This is a genomic window from Nocardia sp. NBC_00403, assembly GCF_036046055.1.
Taxonomy (GTDB): Bacteria; Actinomycetota; Actinomycetes; order Mycobacteriales; family Mycobacteriaceae; genus Nocardia.
Genome location: NZ_CP107939.1, coordinates 8,079,572 through 8,098,177 on the forward strand (window position 1 = coordinate 8,079,572; position 18,606 = coordinate 8,098,177).

The window sequence follows — 18,606 nt, forward strand, 5'->3', positions numbered from 1 at the left end:
CGCTGCGGCGGCTGTGTCTCTGGTTCGTTCGCTGCGCTCACTCACGACATGCCAGCCTAGTCGGACCTACCCGACAGCGCGTCCCCGAGTGCTTCCTGCCAATCTCGCAGCGGAGTGAGCCCGGCGCCGATCCACGCATCGTTGGACAACACTGAATATGCCGGGCGCCGTGCAGGTCTCGGAAATGCGGTCGAGTCACACGGACGGACCCGGGCGGGGTCGGCGCCGATTCCGGCGAACACCGCCTGCGCCAGTTCGAACCAACTCGCCCGGCCCGCATTAGTGGCGTGCAGCACTCGGGGCGCGTCCGGCCGGTCGACCAGCTCCAGCAGACCTGCGGCCAGATCGGCAGCATAGGTCGGGGAGCCGATTTGATCGTCGACCACATCGATGGTGTCGCGTTCGCGTTCCAGCCGCAGCATGGTGGCCACGAAATCATTGCCCACCCCCGTGTACACCCACGCGGTCCGCACGATGTGCGACTGCGGAGCCAATGCCGATACCGCCTGCTCACCAGCCAGTTTGGACCGGCCGTACACCGTCGATGGACTGGTCGGATCGGTGGTGTCGTACGGCTTGTCGCCGGTACCGGCGAACACGTAATCGGTCGAGAGATGGATCAGCCGAGCACCCGTATCGGCGCAGGCGGCGGCGAGTACGGTGGGTCCGGTCTCGTTGCAGGCGAAGGCCGCATCCGGCTCGGATTCGGCTTGGTCGACGGCGGTGTACGCGGCGCAATTGAGCACAACGTCACCGGGTTCGACAATCGCACGCACCGCGGCCGCGTCGGTGATGTCGAGTTCGCGGTGGCCGAAGGCACGGGCGGCGGGTGCCCGGCGGAGTATCTCCTGTCCGAGCTGCCCCCGTGCCCCGGTCACGATCAAGCGTCCTGGGGCTGCAGTGTCTGCGGTCACGGCCGCAAGTCTGGCACGCCGTGACACCTGAGGTTGATGTCTGCCGCGGTAACCGTTGGTTAGCCTTGATGGACGGGTACGGGGGACTTATCGAAGTAGGGGCGGTCTGGCGCTGCCAGAAGAGAACCTGAGTCAGGCGAGAGGATGCAGAGTTGTCGCAGCGGAGCAGGACGTCGGCGCAATCGCGACTATCCGGCGCTGATGCCGGACCCGTCGCATCCGGTCCGCTGCGCGTATTCATCGCGGCGGGTGCGGTATTGGTCCTCGTCATCACCGGATTCGCCTGGCACAGCGTCGATTCCCTGATCTCCCAGATCGAACGCATCGGCAACCTCGGCCTCGGCGGTGGCCGCGACGGCGCCGTCGACATCCTGCTCGTCGGTGTGGACAGCCGCACCGACGCGCACGGAAACCCGCTGAGCAGCGGCGAACGTGCGATGTTGCACGCGGGGAACGAGGTGGGCACCAATACCGACACCATCGTGCTGATGCGCGTCCCGAACGACGGGCGCTCCGCCACCGCCATCTCCATCCCGCGCGATTCCTACGTCGACATCCCCGGCCTCGGCATGGGCAAAATCAACTCCGCCTACGGCGAGACCAAGGAAACCGAGCGGCTGAAGCTGAACAATCAGGGCGTTTCCGAGGCCGAGGCGGAAAAACAGTCCACCCAGGCCGGCCGCCAGGCACTGATCAAGTCGGTGGCCAACCTCACCGGGATCACCGTCGACCATTACGCCGAAGTGAGCCTGCTCGGCTTCGTGCTGCTCACCGACGCGGTCGGTGGTGTCGAGGTGTGCCTGAACAACCCCGTCGACGAATGGATGTCCGGCGCCGACTTCCCGGCGGGCCGCCAGCGGCTCGACGGCCCGCAGGCCCTCGGTTTCGTGCGCCAGCGCCACGATCTGCAGCGCGGTGACCTGGATCGGATCGTGCGCCAGCAGGTCTTCATGGCGCAGTTGGTCAAACAGGTACTCACCGCGAAAACGCTGGCCAATCCGGGCAAACTCGAGCAACTCAGCGGTGCGGTCGGGCGGGCCGTCGTCTTGGACGACAATTGGGATGTGCTCGCGTTTCTCCAACAGCTACAGGATCTTTCGGGTGGCCAGGTGAAGTTCGAGACGGTGCCGGTCACTGATCTCAACAGCATGACGAGCGACGGCGAATCGGTGGTCCGCGTCGATCCCAAGGCGGTCAAGACCTATGTGGCGTCGCTGGTCGACGGCAAGACCGAGCAGCCCGCCGAATCGACGATCGACCCGAGCACCGTGAGCGTCAGCGTGTTCAACGCCAGCGGCATCGGTGGACTCGCCGGCCAGGTGGCACAGGCATTGACCACCAAGGGCTTTCATGAGGGTCTGGTGGGCAACTATACCGGCCCGAGCGTGACCAGCAGCCGGGTGCTTGCCACGAGCACCACGGACCCGAAAGCCGAGGCAGTGGCGAAGGCGCTCGGTGGGCTCCCGGTGGTCGCCGATCCGGCGTTGTCAGCGGAATCTGTCAGCGTCGTGCTGGCGAGCGACTATTCTGGGCCGGGCTCGGCTGCGAGCAGCATGTTCGACATCTCCGGGACGTCGTCGGCCACCGCAACACCGGTCCCGCCCGCCCCACCGATCGACGCCGGCCAGACAGGACCGAAATGCGTGAACTGAACCATGCGTGACAAAACCAAGACACTGACCCTCACCGAGGCGGTGCTCGATCCGATCCTCGAACGTGAACCCGCGGGTCCGCGCATCACCTATTACAACGACGCCACCGGCGCCAGGATCGAGCTGTCCGGGCTGACGCTTGCGAACTGGGCAGCCAAGACCGCCAACCTGATTCGCGACGAGTTCGGCCTGAGTCCCGGCGCCAGGGTCGCGGTATTGCTGCCCGCGCACTGGCAGACCGCCGCGGTCCTGCTCGGCTGCTGGTGGGCCGGTGCCGAGGTGGTGTTGGGGCCCGATCCCGACGCCGATCTGGCCCTGGCCACCGCCGAGCGACTCGAGGAAACCGACGGTGTCGCCGAGGTTGCCGCACTGTCGCTGGATGCGTTCGGCATGCCCGTTCGCGATCTGCCGATCGGCATCACCGATTTCGCCACCTCGGTGCGCGTGCACGGTGACCAGTTCCACCCACGCGGAGCGGGCGTGGCGCTGGATGGCATGCCGGTGTCCGAGGTACTGGCCGAAGCGAAGAAATCCGCACTGCTGCAAGGATTTTCCGAGGGCGATCGGGTGCTGTCGAGTGCGTCGTGGGATACACCCGCGGAACTGATCGACGGACTGATCTCGGTGCTGGCGGCGGGCGCCTCGCTGGTGCAGGTGGTCAACCCGGACCCGGCCCAGCACGACCGGCGCGTGGCATCCGAACGGGTGACCGTTCGACGCTGATCGAATCCGGCATTCACCGGAGGAATATCGTCGTTTGCTGGGATAATCGGTCCAGGCGTGGAGGTGGCGTCTCCTACCACGGTATAGGCCACCTATCCGACCATAGGACGTTCCACAACCGCACCCGAATCCGTACGGTGGATATATCGCACAACGACGGGGTTGGTGAGAATGAAGCCGCAGTATTGGTTGCGTTGGTTATCAGTGCAGGGCGCCCCCCGGCTGGCCTTGCGAACACAGGCATGGCGCGGTGACCCGTTCGCTCAGCTGATGGGTGGACCGAGCGGTCTCGACGACCCCTATCCACTCATCGAGCGCCTGCGCGCGCAGGTGACGCACGGACCGAGCAGGCTGCTGCACACCCCGATCGCGTGGGCCGCCTTCGACCACGATCTGTGCCGAGCCATTCTGCGGGACACCCGTTTCGGTGTGCGAACCACCGAAAGCTTCAATATCCCCAAGCCGCTCCAGCTGATCGCGGATCGCTTCCCGATGCCGCCGAGCCCGGTCGAGCCGCCATCGATGCTGGTGATCGATCCGCCGCAGCACACGGCGATGCGCCGTCCGGTCTCCTCGGCCTTCACCCCGCGGGCGATCCGCAAGCTACGTGAGCGCGTCGAAACCGTCACCGAGGAACTGCTCGGCGCGCTATCCTCCGGCGGCTCGGCCGACCTGATCGAATCTTTTGCCGCACAGGTCCCCATCGCGATCATCTCCGAAATGCTCGGATTCCCCGACCGCGACCGCAAGCTCTTCCTCGACTGGGGCGACAAGGCGACCCCTCTGCTCGACGTCGGCATCTCCTGGCGCGCGTTCCACCGCGGGGTGGTGGCGATGGATGTCATGAACTCCTACCTCGACGACCACATCGAACGGCTGCGCCGCGAACCGGGTGACGACATCCTCAGCAACCTGGTCACCGCCGGTGAACTGGATACCTTCGAATTGAAGGCGACCGCCAGCCTGCTGATGGGCGCCGGTTTCGAAACCACGGTCAACCTCATCGGCAACGGCGTCGTGCAACTGGTCACTCACCCCGAACAGCTCGACCGGCTGTGCACCGAACCGGAACTGTGGCCCAACGCCATCGAAGAGGTCCTGCGCATCGACGCTCCGGTGCAGACAACGGCTCGCACCGCCCTGTGCGACGTAGAACTCGACGACATCGCGATTCGGAAAGGCAGCACCATCGTGCTGTCCCTGGCAGGCGCCAACCGCGACCCCGAGGTCTTCACCGACCCCTCGGCCTTCGACGTCGCCCGCGTGAACGCCAAGGAGCACCTCACCTTCAGCAGTGGCATGCACGCCTGCCTCGGCGCGAGCCTGGCCCGAATGGAGGCCGTCTACGCTCTGCAATCGCTGTTCGACTGTTTCCCCGACCTCGCCCTCGACGGCCAACCTCGACGCCGGAAACTTTTTACCCTGCACGGGTATGAGCGAATGCCGGTCCACCTCGGCCGCCGCGCGAGCACTCCCGCCCAGGAACCGACGACCGTCTAGTCGCCGGTGTGGCCGACAGGGACGCTACCCATTGCTGTTTCGCTCCGCGCTGAGCGCACTCCGATAGTTCCGCAGCCTATGCAGCGCAAGCCGAGAGGCGATCAGCACAACGAAGACCAACGCAAAGACGATGAAAAGCCCGGTGGGATTGGCGATTCCCAAAGTCGCACCGGTGATGTTGCCCCCTTTGTCCCGTGACTCGAAGAACAACGATCCGAACAGCGCCTCCTTGCGGCCGTACTCTCCCTCACCGGTCGAAAACATCAGGCACAGCAGAATTGCGCCCGCGGTCAGCAGCGTCAACACTGCGGAACCAGCGAGGCTGTTTACGAGGAGGACTGATTTCCTCATGACGTCTCCTTGACTCATTGAGGATTATTCACACGCCAGTTTATAGAAGTGGAGCGCGATTACCGTCGAGATCGTTTCCGGGAACGTCTCGATCGGCGGTCGGTAGTCGGTGTGCGTAATCCTCCAGGTCTTGAAATTGGCGATGATCTGCTCGATCACCCAGCGAATCCTGTTCACCTGGGTATTGAATTCCTTCTCCCAGTCCAGCAGTTTGCGCATGGTTCGGTCTCAAGGAGGGGGACCCGTAATAGCTTCCTGCCCAACCGTGTTCGTCGACAGGTATCGCCCAGACCAGAGCGGGCATCGCCAGGGACGATGTCACTGTCTACGCGAGATCTTCTGGCCCCATGCCCGCCAGAGCTGGTCAGCAACAGCCTGCCAACAGAGCTGGTCAACAACAGCCTGCAAATCCAGGTCGGTGCCGGGATCGGACGCCGCCCCGCCAGCCGGTGATGGCCCGAGCGACTTCGGGATTGAATCTGGCTGGTTCGGGTTGTTGTTCATACCGTGTTTGACGCATCTGCCGGCCAGGCGGTTCCATCCGCCGAAGAAATTGTCCAAATCTCCTAGCTCTCCACTGAACCCTGGCCTCCGACAGGGCTTTTCAACGATGACAGATGGCTGCGGGAACCAGCCGTCAGCGGGTGCAGCCGCTGGGCAACCGACATTGAAAAACGCGTCTCATCTGTGGAGTTGCCTGGTTGCTGTCGGACAGCGACTCCCGACAGTTTCGATCCAATGCGCGCTAGTACGGTGTCCGGCAACGTTGGCCGGGTGGGATGATCGAGTGTTGATTTCGCTGCGGGGTGGCTGCCGGTAGCGCAGGCTCGATGGTGGATTTCGATTCGTGATCAAGGTGAACCATCATGGCAGAGCCGGTTCGAGCGCGTCGGCTGACCGACGCCGAAGGTCAACGGCTGCAACAGATCGTGCGACGCGGTAAAGGGTCGACGGTGCGATGGCGCCGGGCACTGATCATCATGGCGTCCGCGTCGGGGAACACGGTGCCGGCCATCGCGCGGCTGGTGGCCGCGGACGAAGACACCGCGCGCGAGGTGGTCCACGCCTTCAACCAGAAAGGGCTGGCGGCGCTGGACCCTCGGTGGGCGGGCGGCCGTCCCCGCCGCATCACCGATGACGACATCGACTACCTCGTCGAGACGGCCACGACCCGCCCCGAGAAACTCGGGCGGCCGTTCACCCACTGGAGGCTGCGTAAACTCTCCGCCGGCCTGGCCGAGAACCCGGTGCGTGTGGTGCGGATCGGCCACGAACGGCTGCGCCAACTGCTGCGCGAGGCCGGGATCACCTTCCAACGCACCCGCACCTGGAAGGAATCAACCGACCCGGACAAGGACGCGAAACCGGACCGCATCGACGCCGTCCTCGCCTAGGATCTGGCCCGATGTTTCGCGTTCGACCAGTTCGGGCCGATCTCGATCCGGGCCGCCCACGGGTCGTCGTGGGCGCGGAATGAGTTCGTGGACACCGCACTAGGCAGAAATGAGCGCTCCTCCACACAGCAAACCCGCCGACCAGCACAGCCATCAACCCGGGACCTCCACAACCCCGGAATTACGCGGAACGCGGGCCGTAGCATGGGTGGCTCCGCGATCAGCGCATCAGCGCGGTCGGCGCGGGTGGTCCGCGGGACGTCTCGGCGGGTGGCCACCACACACAGGACACATCGTGGGTTTCCAAGAAAACTACGAACAAAAACCAATCCGAACCCGATCAGGCCGACGCATCCGGCCGGCGAAAGGTCGAGGTTAGCGCGACAAGCGAGTGAAACCCAATGCTTCTCATACGATCTGGGAGACGCTGAGAGCTTGCGGAATCGCGATGCAATCCAGCGAGACGGTTGGTAGCATGCCCACATGGCATCCCCGGAACAATCCAAAGGCTCTTCGAAAACGGATGGATGGTCTGCCCGACGTTTTGGGACTGATTTTCTCCCTCCGTTGTTACTGCTCGTCACTAGCGTAGTTGTCACCTTCGTCGCAAGTTCGGTGACGGGTTACATCATCGCCCTGATTGGTTACACATTGTGCGCATTGTGGCTCGTCGGAGTCGCGGTTAATCGGCGAAAGTTGCGCAGTTAGACTCGACTACCCCGACGTTTCACAATGCCATCCACGACCGTTCGACTGGCTTTCGGGCAGCTCGATGAGTTCGAATCGCGTGTGCCGCCTCCAATGCGTTTGACCAGATGGAGTCGCATTCCATTTGCATCCGATTGGCTATCCCCCGGTCGCCGGTACGACGATGCTGGAAATCAAACGCGCTGCAACAGAATTTACCGTATGCTATCCGCCAATCATCCACAACAACGCATCGACAAACAGACCAGCGCGATAGCACGCCGACTGAAAACTGCCAAGATACCTCACAGACGTGCCGAGGTCCCCACCCGAAAGGGTGGGGACCTCGACTCCGCCAGGGTGCCGATTTGATAGTCACCGAGTTACAACGGGCGTAATGAAAACACTGCTGGCGACAGCAGCATATGGATACAATCAGTCCCGCATGGCGCGGCAAACCTCCCCTCTGCAATCCAGCCCCATTTCCGCCAGTTTCTCATCCTGGCTCATGTTTTGGAACCGTACATACTCCCTTTCAACCGCAGCGCGAGCTTCTTCGTCAGTGATCTGGGAGATTTCGTCATACGCGTAGCAGCCGACGCTGATTGCGACACCCGCCCATCCAGCGCCACGGGCCAGGACCTTACTGGCCAGACCCGCACCGCTTGCACCGACACCGAGCGCGGCGCAGATCTCTGACGTGCCAACATCCGCTTGGGCTACCGTCGGACTAATCATACTCGTCGCCCCTCCCGCGAGCGCGGCGAGTATGATCGAGCTTGCGGCGACAGCCTTACGAAGATGGTTCATTGCGTGTTCCTATCTCTGCGGTTTGGTTTGAACTGCAATTAGCTGCATGTGTGCAGCTCCGAGTGTTGGGGAGTTGCAGCTCCCCAACACCAGGCTTTCGATGGGGCGCGCCCTGAATGAGGTATATCATTCGGGTGCACGAGATCAAGGCGGGCCCCGCGCCGTTCATTTCTTCTGGGTTCCTTTAGAGTCGAGCGCTTTCCCATCTACTAGGTTGGACGCTTCCCTACCCGAATCGGTTCCATGGATCTCGGAAGTTCTTGTTTTTCTTTTGCGCGATCGGATCGACCCGCGCAAAAATCCCCGGGCGAAGTCGGTCGAAACAGCCGTCCCCGGCATCTGTGACGCTGCGTATGACCGGCGGTGTCCGATTCATCTGGTCTCCTCGGGGCCGAGATCTGTTGTGTCAGAACGTTTGATGCCGCAGGGTCCGGATCGGTTCCATTATCTCGAAAGATTATCCGGAACGATTTCCTTGCGCTTTGGGTAGCGTCGTCATCGAGATTGTTGAAGTCGCATTCCGTAACTGTCGGCTTCGGAAAAGCTGACAGGGTCCCATGCCCGTTACGAAAGCAGTTGACGCCCACCCCGAACGGACGACGATCCAGTTGCGACACCCCCATAAAACCACCCGAGGGCCTTCCGTTATCTGGCTTGGAGCGTCCAGATGAGTAGGTCGGGGTGATTCAGCAGATCGGCAGGCTTTGGTGTGGGTATCGTCTTCTTTCGGTGCGCGTGTCGGTCGACACTGTTACGCTGTCGCCTCCGCTCTTCCGGGGCAAGGTCACGGGATGCCTTTTGTGCACTTTTGTCGATCCGCTCTAACTCACCCCGAATAAGTTTTACTGCTGATTCATACTGGCTGGCGATATTCTCAAGTCTGATAACCGGATTCATGACTGCACCCCGTGCGTCCCGGTACTGTCTGCAACGCCTGCCGCAGGGGCAATCCTTGGACCTGAGCCGCGCTCCTTGTCGGTGCCTTGCCGGGGAGCAATCGGGGGCAGACCGATCAGGGAGTTGACCAATGGCTTCCATTGCGGCCTGAATCTGGGTGCCGTAATCCTGATAGTCGCGGCCCGCGTGTGCGGGTGTGAACTCGGCGGCAGCGCCGGTCAACCGTGCCGCGCTCCCGGACAGCGACTGACTCGCTGCGGTTTTGCGCACCGGCTAGCAACCGGATGCCTTCCGGGATCATCTCCATGAAACCTCTCCTACCAGATCTAAGGGTGATGATTGGCATCGAAACATGCAGTCACGCAAGGCAAGTCCACGCGGCACCGCCACAGGAGCAGGGAAGGTGCCGCTCGAGGTGACTGTGGCAGGTGATCTCGCGGTCGTGTCGCGTACGAGTGTTCTCACCTGGCCTCCTGAAGTCGAGATCTGTTGTGTTACTTGGTCTGACGCGGCAAGTCCCCGATCGGTTCCATCAATCTCGAGAAGAATTTGAAACGGCCGAGGGGCGGGCAGTATCGGTGCTGCGGGCCACGTCCTGAATGCGTGCCCCGCATCGAGCCGCCGCGAGCTCTGTGTGCAGCCAATGATGTTGTGTACCAGGTAATTTAAGCTGGCTTTGGCGTGGGCGACGGTGATGAAGGTGGAGCCGGGCTCTATGCGTCGCGTGACCGGGGGTGGTGCATCACAGTGACGCCGCCGGGCCATCGGAGGCAGCACCTCGCAGGTTTCGTCGTGATGAACTCGTGCCGTCCGGATGGCGACAGCCGCTGAGCTGCAGGCGATATGGTTCATCTGTCCGTTGGACGTCGCCCAGGGTGGACGACGGAACGTTCTCCGAAGATCGATGGAACCGATTGACGACCTTCAGCGTCAAATCAAGTGGCAGAACAGAACTCGGATCATCCGAAGCTCGGCGCGAGATCATCAGAGCGTCCCACGCGTAAATCGGTTCCATAGCAGCGCAACAGTTTTCGAGAAGGGCCGGCCTAGCGACGCGACGCGAACCATGTGTTGTGGATCACAACATTTCAATCGTGCCAACGGGAACCGGATCCCGATCTCCCCCGTCGAATGTTCATAGAGGGAAGAGCCTGGAGGGCTTGTCCAGAGGCTCCTCGAGCAACCGGACGAGTTCGGCTCGTTGCAGGGGTATGTGCCGAGATCTGCTCGGACGGAAGCATTGCGGAAAGTGGGAGGTGGACGCGTGATGTATCACGACAAGAGTCCGTCGATGGCCGTTCCGGTCCACTCAGGGGGTAACCAATGACCTCGGTCGATATAGCCGCACTACGTGGTATCGGAAGCGAACTGTGCGCTTCGGCGAATGTCGTGCTCGACCATGCCATTTCCGTGAAAACGACTGCGGTTACGGTTGATCCGTCGCACGCCGGCCGAGATTACCGGCAGTGGGGTGATCGAATCGCCCAGTCGGCCACCGACATCGCGAACGTGCTTGCGATGTACGGGCAGTCCGTCAGCGCCGGAGGGTCCGCGTTGGGTGTCGCAGCCACCGCATACCAGCAGCAAGATCAGTCGAATGCGAACCGGTTCACCCAGGCCGAGGCGGGCATCCCGACATGATCGGCGGTTCCAACAGTCTCGACGCGGATCCGATCCTGGACCGCGGCCTGCCCGGCCTACGTTACTTCCAGCTCTTTCTGGAACCGTACGGAACATGGACCGGGACCAAGCCGCAGGGACACGACGTCACCTCGTTGACCGAATTGTATGACTCGCAGCGAGAATTGGATCTCAGCGGCCTCAGTGCGTTCGCAAACGCGCTACGGGTGGCGGTACAGGGCAGTCGCGACGAAACACACATCCAGTCCGACAGATCCAACCAGCTCGGCACGGCCTGGCCCGAGGGCGCCGGAATCAATGCGTTCCGGTTCCTCAAAGAGATCGACAGCCGAGCCACCCAGGATCTCGATCAACTCGCGGACACGGCGGATACGATCGATACCGCGGTCGAGAACATCCTCACCAGCGTGCGCGAGAAGGCCGACGTCAGCCAGACCTCCTTCACACCGGAATCCGTAGACGGTAAATCAGTCGACGATGTCGAGCAGATAATTCGTTGTGCCCGTGGAAATTTCGGCTTGGTCGAAGATCTCGAATCCCAGCAAGCCCTGGTGCGCGGCATCTTGCCCGGGTTCCCAGACGATGGGGATCCCGAAGAATACAGCGCCGCCTGGCTGAACCAGGTGTTCGTGCCCGTGATCGACGCCAAGGTGGCGGAATTCGTGACACTCAACCAGGCCACCGCCACCGCCGTGTCCGGCTTCTACGAGCAGATCGCTGCCAAGCTCGACACCATCGACCGATCGCCCTACCCGATCGCGCAAAGTCTGGAAACACCATCCCAGGGCCAGAATCCGGGAAATCCCAACGCGCTGGGTCTGATGTCCGGCAGCAACCTAAACACTGACACCCAAACCACTCCCGCCGGAACCGGGGCCCCCACCGGAACACCAACCGGAACGCCGACAGGCACGCCAACCGGAACACCCACTGCCCCGGCCGGAACCAGAACACCCACTGGCACACCGACCGGAACACCCACTTCCCCGGCCGGAACCGGAACCCCCACTGGCACACCGACAGGGACCCCCGCGGGAACCCCGACCAACACAGCGACCGGAACACCCGCGATCCAGAACCAAGTCGCAGATGCGAAGGCGATCATCGGCGCGGTCGACAGCGCGGTCTCCACCGTCGGAAAAGTCGTCGAGGTGGCCGGGAAGGTCGTCGAAGTCGGCGGAAAGATAGTCGATACCGCGTCGTCCGCAGTTTCCAAGGTCATCACAAACATCGGCAGCGGTATCGAGGTAGCCGAGAAGGCAGCCAACGCTGTCGACCCGGGCCGCCAGAACACCAATAGCCCTGCCCATGGCAACGGCGAGCCCCTCGGCAAGGGGACCGGGAACAACCCGAGCCAGAGCCCAACTCAGAGCCCGAGCCACGGCCCGACCCAGAATCCGGCCCAGAGCCCAGCCCAGAATCCGACCGCGAGCCCGACCGGTGCTGCCGAGGGAACCGGGAGCCCCGCCGGGACCACGCCCCCTGCCACTACACCCACGCACCCTCAGGGCTCGACTTCCCCGGCATCCAGCGCGGCCGACGGCACCAGCACAGCCCCAACTGCCATGCCTGCCATGGCAATGCCGACCGCCTCACCGCGTCCGGCGGGGCGCACGCCGGTGGTATCCGGCGTCGTCGTACCAGCCACCAACGACTCGGAGAGCAGTGATGAACTGGCGAAATGAAATGGACCAAGTTCGCGACGCGCACACCACGGCGATGCGTAATGTCCGACACCGACTTCGTCAGATAGATAGCGAAGCCGCCGTGCGTTCACAAGGACTCGGTCGTCGTGTCACCCGCCGATTGCCGTCCACTCCACCATCAGCGGGATCGGAGCCGGCCACCAACGATCACGCCCCGGCTGTCAGGTCATGGTCGGTCGACCCGGCCGACGACTTCTTCGCCGACCCGAACCTCGGCTACGAAGAAAATCCACACAAGAGCTGGTTGATTTGACAGCGGCAATCCGCGGATCGGGGAGCTCAGCTGAAACCGACGGCCTGCTCGCCCCACGCGGTGTGTAGGTCGCGGTCGGGGTTGTCCACCACGCGATCGATGGCGTCGATCAGCAGGGTGGTGCGGTTCGACGGACGGTAGGGCGGCCAGTGTTTCGAGCCGTCCAGCGCGGCGGGGACGCCGTGTGTGGCGAAGGCCAGCCAACGGCGCATCATCCGGCCCGATACCTCGGTGGCCACCTTGCGGCCGCCCAGCCAGAAGGTCGGGTCGTGGTTGAAGGTGCCGAAATTGCCGAAGACGTAAGGCAATTCGGTGGCATGGCCTGCGCCGACGCGTGCGGCCTTCAACATCGGCGTCGCATGGTCGAAGCGGTACATCCAGGTCGGTGAGTGCTGGGCATGCGCATCGGCCACCCAGTGGGCAGGCATCCGGAACGCCGCGTCGGTGGACATGGCAAGCGCGCCGCGGGTCTTGTCGAGATCAGGGTAGGCCGAGGTGATTTCGGCGATCCGCTCGTGCGACATCTCCGGGTGATTGGCGGCGACATCGCGCAGCATGGCGTTCACCGCATCCGGCGTCACCGGCATGATCGGCGAACGGAACACCCGAAACAGCGAGGCCTCGTCTTTGTTGGTCCCGATCATCAGCGGCATCCGATGTGAATGCCCGTGCTGGAAACGGTCGATCGGATAGGTGGGGAGCAGGTCGCCGTCGACGACGGGGGCCGCGGCCAGCCTGCCCGGCTCTTTCAGCGGGATCTCGTCGAGCAGCACGCCCGCCGCGGTCACGATCCGTTCGAGCGGGCATTCGAGCAGTTCACTCACTCTCGATTCGGGCAATTCCAGCAGTTCCAGGAACCGCTGCGCGACGCCTGCGGCCCGCTCGTGTCCGAATACGGTTGTCGCGGGCGGACTTTGCGCAATGGCCTTGTGGAACAAGCCGGCCGAACGCGGCGAGGTCAGCAACGCCGTCACGCACCCGGCCCCCGACGACTCACCGAACAGCGTCACATTGTCGGGGTCGCCGCCGAATCCGGCGATATTGTCGCGCACCCATTCCAGTGCCGCGAGCTGGTCGTGCAGACCGAGGTTGGGGGTGAAGGCGTCCGACAGCGAGGACAGATCGAGAAACCCGAGTGCGCCGAGCCGGTAATTGACGCCGACCACCACCACGTCACCGGTTTCGGCCAGCTTGCGGCCGTCGTAGATGCGCTGCGCCGCGGTACCGAGGCAGTACGCACCGCCGTGCAGCCACACCAGCACCGGCCGTGGTTCACCTGATTCGGTGGCGTGCGGCGGCGCCCAGACATTCAGCCAGAGGCAATCCTCGCCCATCCGAAATTCCGAATCGACGGGAACCATGGGGCCGATGGTCTGCGGGGCGATATCCCCGAATGTCACGCAATCCCGAATCCCGTCCCACGGCTGCGGCGGCATCGGCGGCCGAAACCGGTCCGGCCCCGCGACAGGGGCCGCGTACGGGATGCTGCGCCATACGGCGACCCGGCCGTCCCAGTGACCGCGCACGTGTCCCGACGTTGTTCGTGCGACAGGCGCGGCGCCTTCCACATCCAAGCTCGGTTCCGTCTCGAACTGAGTGCTCATCGTCCGCACCTCCTGCCCACGACCCCGGTCGGAATGCTGCGAATTCGCTCCGCCCGGTCCGGTTCTTCGTGATCTCTGCTTCGAGAGTACGTCCACGCCGCGAGCGCGGCGGGCAAGACGCAGCTAACGGTTGCGGGACGCTACGCTGGAGCGATGCCGAGTTACAGCTTCCGGTGCCGCAGCTGTGGTGACACCTTCGACGTGAATCGCCCGATGGCGGAGTCCTCGAATCCGGCCACCTGCCCGCGCGGTCACCACGACACGGTCAAGCTGCTCACCACGTTTGCCACGGTCAGCCGGGGTGGCGGCGGCACACCGCAGCCTGCTGCGGCGCCGCGTCCTTCGGGCGGCGGCTGCTGCGGTGGCGGCTGCTGCGCCTGACCCGCGTTCGGCTCGAGCCGCGGCGGGGCCGAGCTCAGTCGCGCTTGTCGGCGTGGCCGAGATCACGATCCGGCTCGACCCGGTCGCGCACCCGTTGCTTGAGCACGGCGATATCGGGGAACCCGCCGTCGGCCTTGCGCTCCCACACCTGCTCGCCGTCCACGGTGATCCGGAAGACACCGCCCGATCCCGGAATCAGCGCAACCTCGCCGAGGGCTGTTTCGAAGGTGCTCAGCAGTTCCTGTGCCATCCAGCTCGCCCGCAGCAGCCAGCGGCACTGGGTGCAGTATTCGATCGCGACTCGTGCCATGAGGGGCACGCTACCGGTCATGGTTCGATGACACCGTCCAGGTAGACCCAGGCGCCGTCCTCCCTGCGGAACCTGCTGACCTCGTGCAACGACCCGCGGGCGCCGTCGGCCCGATAGTGCGCGATGAACTCGACGGTGCCGACATCGTCGAACGGACCGCCGCGCTCGGTGCGCACGATCTCCAGGAACAGCCACCGCTGCCCGGGATCGAGCTCGAGATCCGCGGGCCGGGTGCTCGAATGCCATGAGCGCCGAAGATATTCGATGTCACCGATCGCGAACGCGGTGTACCTCGACCGCATCAACGCCTCGGCTGTCGCCGCAGGCCGCTGCCCCGCAAGCACCGGACCACAGCACTGCTCGAACGGCTCGCCGCGCTTGCACGGACACACCTCGGTCTTACCCATCCCCACATCGTGCAAGCCCGGGGAACTCGATATCACTCCGGGCCCCGGAAAGGGCCGGAGGTGTCCCGACCCCTGACTGTGTCGAACATGCTGAGCACCGGTTCGGGCGTTGCCTGCAATAGCCTTTTGCGACCGAGCAGCATCATCGGCTTGTTCGACTGAGGCCGCCCACACCTCATCGCACTTCGGCACTGGCAAGCGCGGCGGCGATCGCCGCGGTCTGCTCGCGCCAGCGGCGCAGGTCGGTGACGCTCGGCGCGAGCTCGTAGTCGTAGTGGTGGGCGGCGCGCGACAGCGCCGCCCATACCGTCGCGACCTGCGCGGCCGTCTCGGAGCCTGCGAATGCGCGCAATGCCAGGAGCTGCGCGCGCATCGGGCAACGCGCCAGCTCCGGAGCGACCCGCGCCCATAATTCGTCGACGCACTGCTCGAGGGCCAGGCGCAGGATCCACACGGTCGCGCGCGACCACAGCCCGTCGGCGTCGGTCACCGACCCGTCGAGCAGCCGGTCGACGGCATCGAATCGTTCGGCGACGGTCGGCCGCGACAGTGCGCGCGGACGGCCCGCACCCGATCGACGCGCAGGACCGCGACGCCCCGGCCTCCGCCGCGGCCTGTGTTCTGCACTCATGCGCGTAACCAGGCGACGAACTTCTCGGTGTCGGCGATCAGATCGCGCATACTGCGGCCGATCGGCACGTGCGCGCCCGCAGTCGCATCGCGCAGTGCGTCCACCACCCATTTACCTTCGCGGGCAAGGTGTTTGTTCAGATCGTCGACGCGCCCGGACACGCCCATCACCGCGAGCGCGACCATCGCGCGGGTGGTCTGCGCGCCCTCGACGTAGCGCTCCACCTCGCGATGATCCATGCCTTCGGCAAGCAGATTGCGCCTGGCCCGCGCCAGGCTGGCCGCCTCCACCGCGGAGCGGCAGCAGGTCGCGACGAGTTCATCGGCGATCGCCTGCGGCAGCTGCGGGGTCTTGGCCAGCGAGCGCGCGTCATCGAGGTAGCGGCGCACCGGGTCGCTTGCCATCCTGACCTCGATCACCGAACGCTCGCGCCGCTGCACCTCGAGCACACAGGCGTCCAACTGCATGCGGCGGACGGCCTCGGCCAGCCGCTCGTCGTGGGTGAACACGATCACCTGGCGCGTCCACGCGACGACGGCGAGCACCCTGGCCAGCCCGTCCACCTTCGCCGGGTCCATCGCCTGCACCGGGTCGTCGATCATGACGAAACGGAAGGGACTCTGTTCGACGGTCGCGCGCGGCAGGAACAGCGACAACCCCAGCGCATGCAGCTCGCCCTGGCTCATCACGCCGAGCGCCGCGCCGTCGACGTCGTCAACGGTGACATCGAGCAGCACACGCCGCGCGGTTCCGGCATTGCCCTGCAACGTGATTGCGCCGAGTTCCACATTGCTCTGCTGCCGCAGCGTGTGCCAGACCCAGCGCGCCGTCGTCTCCAGCGGCGCCATGCGTTCGCCGCGCAACCCCGCGGTCGCGGACTTGAGCCAGTCCTCGGCTCGCCGGACCGTGCGCAGGACGCCCGCTTGCGCGGCCACCCGCCGAGCTCCGTCCAACCAGCCGACGAGGCGGGGCACCAGCGGCGACCACACTTCGTCGATCCGGCTCAGTTCCTTACGGGTGCCCTGTTGCAGCAGATCGAGTTCGTCGACGAGCCGCGCATGCGCACAACGCAACTGGTCGGGCAGCTCAGCGGTGTACTCGGCCGAGCTCAGCGCGGACCACTCCGACCAGGCACTGCGCACCGCTGTGGTGTCCACGGTGGGCGGGTAGCCGGGGTCGAAATCCAGTTCCGCGGGAACATGTTGCGGCAATGCCCGCGCCGCACGCACGGCTCGGCGCAGATCGGCACGCGCGGTGGCGAGCGCATCGACACGTGCGGTCAGCGCGGCGATCGAATCATCGGCGGCGCTCGACCATGCGTCGTCCAACTCCCCGCGGCCGCACACCGGGCACGCGCAACTGCCCCCGGCGGCAACATGATCGCGGGCCTTGCGCAGCAGCTCGAGCACCCGCAGATCGGCTTCGGCGTCCGCGGTGGAATCGCGAGCCAGTACGGTCGCGCATTGCTCCAGGCGCTTGGCCACCGCCTCTACCTCGGCGTTGGACGGGATGGCCAGTCGCACGATCGCGCGCAGGCCCGCGGGTCCGGACGGATCGTCGGCGGAACCGAATACCGCACGGCCGATCGCGGTGAGATCCGGTTGCGCGGGGCGCAGCAGACCTGCGAGCCGGATCGCGCGATCGTCGGCCACCGACTCGAGCGTGGCGACCAGCCCCAGGCGCTGCTGCCGCGAATCTCGTACCACACGTTCCAATTCCAGTCGGCGGGCACGAATCCGCTCCTGCGCCATGGTCAGTTCGTCGAGGCCGAGCAGCTGGTGCAGCGCGTCGAAGAGGTCGCTGGGTTTGCCGTCGACCAGCGCACCGAGCTCGCTGTAGGACAGGAAAGGGCGGTACAGGTCGAGCAGTCCGGACCAGCGGTCGGTATCGAATTCCGTTGGCGGGCCTGGTGGTCGCTGTTCGGTCCAGCGCGCCGCGCCGAGGTCGGCCTCTGGTGACCATTCCTTGGCAATGGTCAGCTCGGAATCGCTTCCCGTGGTGAGCAATTCCAGCTCGATGCGGGTGGAGTCGGACTCGTGCAGATTGCGCCAGCCCTCCCGCCATGCGGCGGACCTACCGTCCCAGCGGCGATTGCCGCCGGTCAGCGCCAGCTCCGCGGCCTCGGCGAAGCTGGATTTGCCGCTGCCGTTACGTCCGACGACCAGGGTCAAACCGGGACCCGGCGGCAGCTTCAGCGATACCTCGGGTCCGATGCCACGGAAGCCACGCACCCGGATCGCGCGCAGGAATATCCCCGAATCATCGAACTCCGTTGTGCGGTCGGGAGACTCGGTGCCGAGCGCCTGCAACACCGCGTGCGCAACATCGGCCGTGACCGTGGGATCGGCAGCAAGCCTGCGGGCAACCACCGCGGTGAGACGCGGCACCGATTCCGTCGCCGGGTCGGCATCGGGATCCGTGCGCATGCGAAACCCCCTCCACCACGGAACGGCGTCCTGGCGACCCCAGGGCCCGGCGTCACTGTCGAAAGCTGTGCGAAACGCTACCCGATCGTGTCGAATTCGCCCACCGCACGGTCCGAATGTGCTGGTAGGGGGCTCGAACCTGCCCGCGGGGATGGTATGGCCATCGAGCGTCAGGGGAATGCGCTCGATGTCCACCCCTCGCCAACCCCGGCGGGCAGCTCGATGGTGTCTCACCCGATGCGGGTGGCTCGGCCGAGCCGAACAGAACAGAATGACAGAAACCGACCGGTAAGGCAAGGCACATTTGTCTCGAATTTTT

18 protein-coding genes are annotated in these 18,606 nt (G+C 64.6%); 8 read left to right on the forward strand and 10 right to left on the reverse strand.

What is annotated here, in order from left to right; genetic code table 11:
- Nucleotides 1-56: 56 nt before the first annotated feature.
- The gene (gene rfbD / locus OHQ90_RS36325) at nt 57-914 is read right to left on the reverse strand and encodes a dTDP-4-dehydrorhamnose reductase (protein WP_328405412.1); all 858 of its coding nucleotides are present in this window, start codon (nt 912-914) and stop codon (nt 57-59) included.
- 227 nt (nt 915-1,141) lie between these two features.
- On the opposite strand from rfbD, the gene OHQ90_RS36330 reads away from it, so the two are divergent.
- The 3 genes from OHQ90_RS36330 to OHQ90_RS36340 all read left to right on the forward strand — a co-directional run bounded on the left by OHQ90_RS36330 (nt 1,142) and on the right by OHQ90_RS36340 (nt 4,789).
- Nucleotides 1,142-2,566 carry an LCP family protein gene (locus tag OHQ90_RS36330; RefSeq protein ID WP_442941523.1) on the forward strand — a complete coding sequence of 475 codons (1,425 nt, stop codon included), beginning with the start codon at nt 1,142-1,144 and terminating at the stop codon, nt 2,564-2,566.
- A gap of 3 nt (nt 2,567-2,569) precedes the next feature.
- On the forward strand, nt 2,570-3,289 hold the full coding sequence (locus OHQ90_RS36335; protein WP_328405414.1) for a TIGR03089 family protein: 720 nt from the start codon (nt 2,570-2,572) through the stop codon (nt 3,287-3,289).
- 270 nt (nt 3,290-3,559) lie between these two features.
- Nucleotides 3,560-4,789 (forward strand): cytochrome P450, encoded by a 1,230-nt coding sequence (locus OHQ90_RS36340; RefSeq protein WP_328405416.1) that lies wholly within the window; start codon nt 3,560-3,562, stop codon nt 4,787-4,789.
- 24 nt (nt 4,790-4,813) lie between these two features.
- Here OHQ90_RS36340 and OHQ90_RS36345 read toward each other — a convergent pair whose 3' ends face one another.
- The 3 genes from OHQ90_RS36345 to OHQ90_RS36355 all read right to left on the reverse strand — a co-directional run bounded on the left by OHQ90_RS36345 (nt 4,814) and on the right by OHQ90_RS36355 (nt 5,701).
- A complete protein-coding gene (locus OHQ90_RS36345; RefSeq protein ID WP_328405418.1) occupies nt 4,814-5,140 on the reverse strand; it encodes a hypothetical protein in 327 nt (108 codons plus the stop codon).
- Between the two features lie 24 nt (nt 5,141-5,164).
- On the reverse strand, nt 5,165-5,359 hold the full coding sequence (locus OHQ90_RS36350; RefSeq protein ID WP_328405420.1) for a hypothetical protein: 195 nt from the start codon (nt 5,357-5,359) through the stop codon (nt 5,165-5,167).
- A gap of 99 nt (nt 5,360-5,458) precedes the next feature.
- Nucleotides 5,459-5,701: a hypothetical protein gene (locus OHQ90_RS36355; protein ID WP_328405421.1), complete on the reverse strand. Its 243-nt coding sequence runs from the start codon at nt 5,699-5,701 to the stop codon at nt 5,459-5,461.
- Nucleotides 5,702-6,006: 305 nt separating this feature from the next.
- On the opposite strand from OHQ90_RS36355, the gene OHQ90_RS36360 reads away from it, so the two are divergent.
- The gene (locus tag OHQ90_RS36360) at nt 6,007-6,534 is read left to right on the forward strand and encodes a helix-turn-helix domain-containing protein (protein ID WP_328405422.1); all 528 of its coding nucleotides are present in this window, start codon (nt 6,007-6,009) and stop codon (nt 6,532-6,534) included.
- Between the two features lie 1,122 nt (nt 6,535-7,656).
- Here OHQ90_RS36360 and OHQ90_RS36365 read toward each other — a convergent pair.
- Nucleotides 7,657-8,031 (reverse strand): hypothetical protein, encoded by a 375-nt coding sequence (locus OHQ90_RS36365; RefSeq protein WP_328405423.1) that lies wholly within the window; start codon nt 8,029-8,031, stop codon nt 7,657-7,659.
- A 2,220-nt stretch (nt 8,032-10,251) separates the two neighbouring features.
- Between OHQ90_RS36365 and OHQ90_RS36370 the strand changes: the two genes are divergently transcribed.
- From OHQ90_RS36370 to OHQ90_RS36380, 3 genes are all read left to right on the forward strand, one after another.
- Entirely contained in the window at nt 10,252-10,569 is a 318-nt protein-coding gene (locus OHQ90_RS36370) for a hypothetical protein (RefSeq protein WP_328405424.1), read from the forward strand.
- A complete protein-coding gene (locus OHQ90_RS36375; protein ID WP_328405426.1) occupies nt 10,566-12,254 on the forward strand; it encodes a hypothetical protein in 1,689 nt (562 codons plus the stop codon). Before OHQ90_RS36370 ends, OHQ90_RS36375 begins: the two co-directional genes overlap by 4 nt.
- Before the next feature lie 82 nt (nt 12,255-12,336).
- Nucleotides 12,337-12,528, forward strand: a complete 192-nt coding sequence (locus OHQ90_RS36380; protein ID WP_328405428.1) for a hypothetical protein — start codon at nt 12,337-12,339, stop codon at nt 12,526-12,528.
- Between the two features lie 26 nt (nt 12,529-12,554).
- On the opposite strand, the gene OHQ90_RS36385 is transcribed toward OHQ90_RS36380, so the two are convergent.
- A complete protein-coding gene (locus OHQ90_RS36385; RefSeq protein WP_328405430.1) occupies nt 12,555-14,132 on the reverse strand; it encodes a carboxylesterase/lipase family protein in 1,578 nt (525 codons plus the stop codon).
- Between the two features lie 153 nt (nt 14,133-14,285).
- On the opposite strand from OHQ90_RS36385, the gene OHQ90_RS36390 reads away from it, so the two are divergent.
- Complete coding sequence (locus tag OHQ90_RS36390; protein ID WP_328405431.1) at nt 14,286-14,513, forward strand: FmdB family zinc ribbon protein; 228 nt, start codon at nt 14,286-14,288, stop codon at nt 14,511-14,513.
- 34 nt (nt 14,514-14,547) lie between these two features.
- On the opposite strand, the gene OHQ90_RS36395 is transcribed toward OHQ90_RS36390, so the two are convergent.
- The 4 genes from OHQ90_RS36395 to OHQ90_RS36410 all read right to left on the reverse strand — a co-directional run bounded on the left by OHQ90_RS36395 (nt 14,548) and on the right by OHQ90_RS36410 (nt 18,287).
- A complete protein-coding gene (locus OHQ90_RS36395; protein WP_328405433.1) occupies nt 14,548-14,823 on the reverse strand; it encodes a SelT/SelW/SelH family protein in 276 nt (91 codons plus the stop codon).
- Between the two features lie 17 nt (nt 14,824-14,840).
- On the reverse strand, nt 14,841-15,230 hold the full coding sequence (locus tag OHQ90_RS36400; protein ID WP_328405435.1) for a YchJ family protein: 390 nt from the start codon (nt 15,228-15,230) through the stop codon (nt 14,841-14,843).
- A 175-nt stretch (nt 15,231-15,405) separates the two neighbouring features.
- On the reverse strand, nt 15,406-15,861 hold the full coding sequence (locus tag OHQ90_RS36405; protein ID WP_328405437.1) for a hypothetical protein: 456 nt from the start codon (nt 15,859-15,861) through the stop codon (nt 15,406-15,408).
- Nucleotides 15,858-18,287, reverse strand: coding sequence for an AAA family ATPase (locus OHQ90_RS36410; protein WP_328405439.1), 2,430 nt, complete (start codon nt 18,285-18,287; stop codon nt 15,858-15,860). The genes OHQ90_RS36405 and OHQ90_RS36410 overlap by 4 nt, the downstream gene beginning before the upstream one ends.
- Nucleotides 18,288-18,606: the final 319 nt, after the last annotated feature.

What these genes read in the sequence shown, in the direction of transcription:
- OHQ90_RS36335 (WP_328405414.1), top strand. Translation starts at nt 2,570, where the DNA reads ATGCGTGACAAAACCAAGACACTGACCCTCACCGAGGCGGTGCTCGAT.
- OHQ90_RS36340 (WP_328405416.1), top strand. Translation starts at nt 3,560, where the DNA reads ATGGGTGGACCGAGCGGTCTCGACGACCCCTATCCACTCATCGAGCGC.
- OHQ90_RS36345 (WP_328405418.1), bottom strand. Translation starts at nt 5,140, where the DNA reads ATGAGGAAATCAGTCCTCCTCGTAAACAGCCTCGCTGGTTCCGCAGTG.
- OHQ90_RS36350 (WP_328405420.1), bottom strand. Translation starts at nt 5,359, where the DNA reads ATGCGCAAACTGCTGGACTGGGAGAAGGAATTCAATACCCAGGTGAAC.
- OHQ90_RS36360 (WP_328405422.1), top strand. Translation starts at nt 6,007, where the DNA reads ATGGCAGAGCCGGTTCGAGCGCGTCGGCTGACCGACGCCGAAGGTCAA.
- OHQ90_RS36365 (WP_328405423.1), bottom strand. Translation starts at nt 8,031, where the DNA reads ATGAACCATCTTCGTAAGGCTGTCGCCGCAAGCTCGATCATACTCGCC.
- OHQ90_RS36370 (WP_328405424.1), top strand. Translation starts at nt 10,252, where the DNA reads ATGACCTCGGTCGATATAGCCGCACTACGTGGTATCGGAAGCGAACTG.
- OHQ90_RS36375 (WP_328405426.1), top strand. Translation starts at nt 10,566, where the DNA reads ATGATCGGCGGTTCCAACAGTCTCGACGCGGATCCGATCCTGGACCGC.
- OHQ90_RS36385 (WP_328405430.1), bottom strand. Translation starts at nt 14,132, where the DNA reads ATGAGCACTCAGTTCGAGACGGAACCGAGCTTGGATGTGGAAGGCGCC.
- OHQ90_RS36390 (WP_328405431.1), top strand. Translation starts at nt 14,286, where the DNA reads ATGCCGAGTTACAGCTTCCGGTGCCGCAGCTGTGGTGACACCTTCGAC.
- OHQ90_RS36395 (WP_328405433.1), bottom strand. Translation starts at nt 14,823, where the DNA reads ATGGCACGAGTCGCGATCGAATACTGCACCCAGTGCCGCTGGCTGCTG.
- OHQ90_RS36400 (WP_328405435.1), bottom strand. Translation starts at nt 15,230, where the DNA reads ATGGGTAAGACCGAGGTGTGTCCGTGCAAGCGCGGCGAGCCGTTCGAG.
- OHQ90_RS36405 (WP_328405437.1), bottom strand. Translation starts at nt 15,861, where the DNA reads ATGAGTGCAGAACACAGGCCGCGGCGGAGGCCGGGGCGTCGCGGTCCT.
- OHQ90_RS36410 (WP_328405439.1), bottom strand. Translation starts at nt 18,287, where the DNA reads ATGCGCACGGATCCCGATGCCGACCCGGCGACGGAATCGGTGCCGCGT.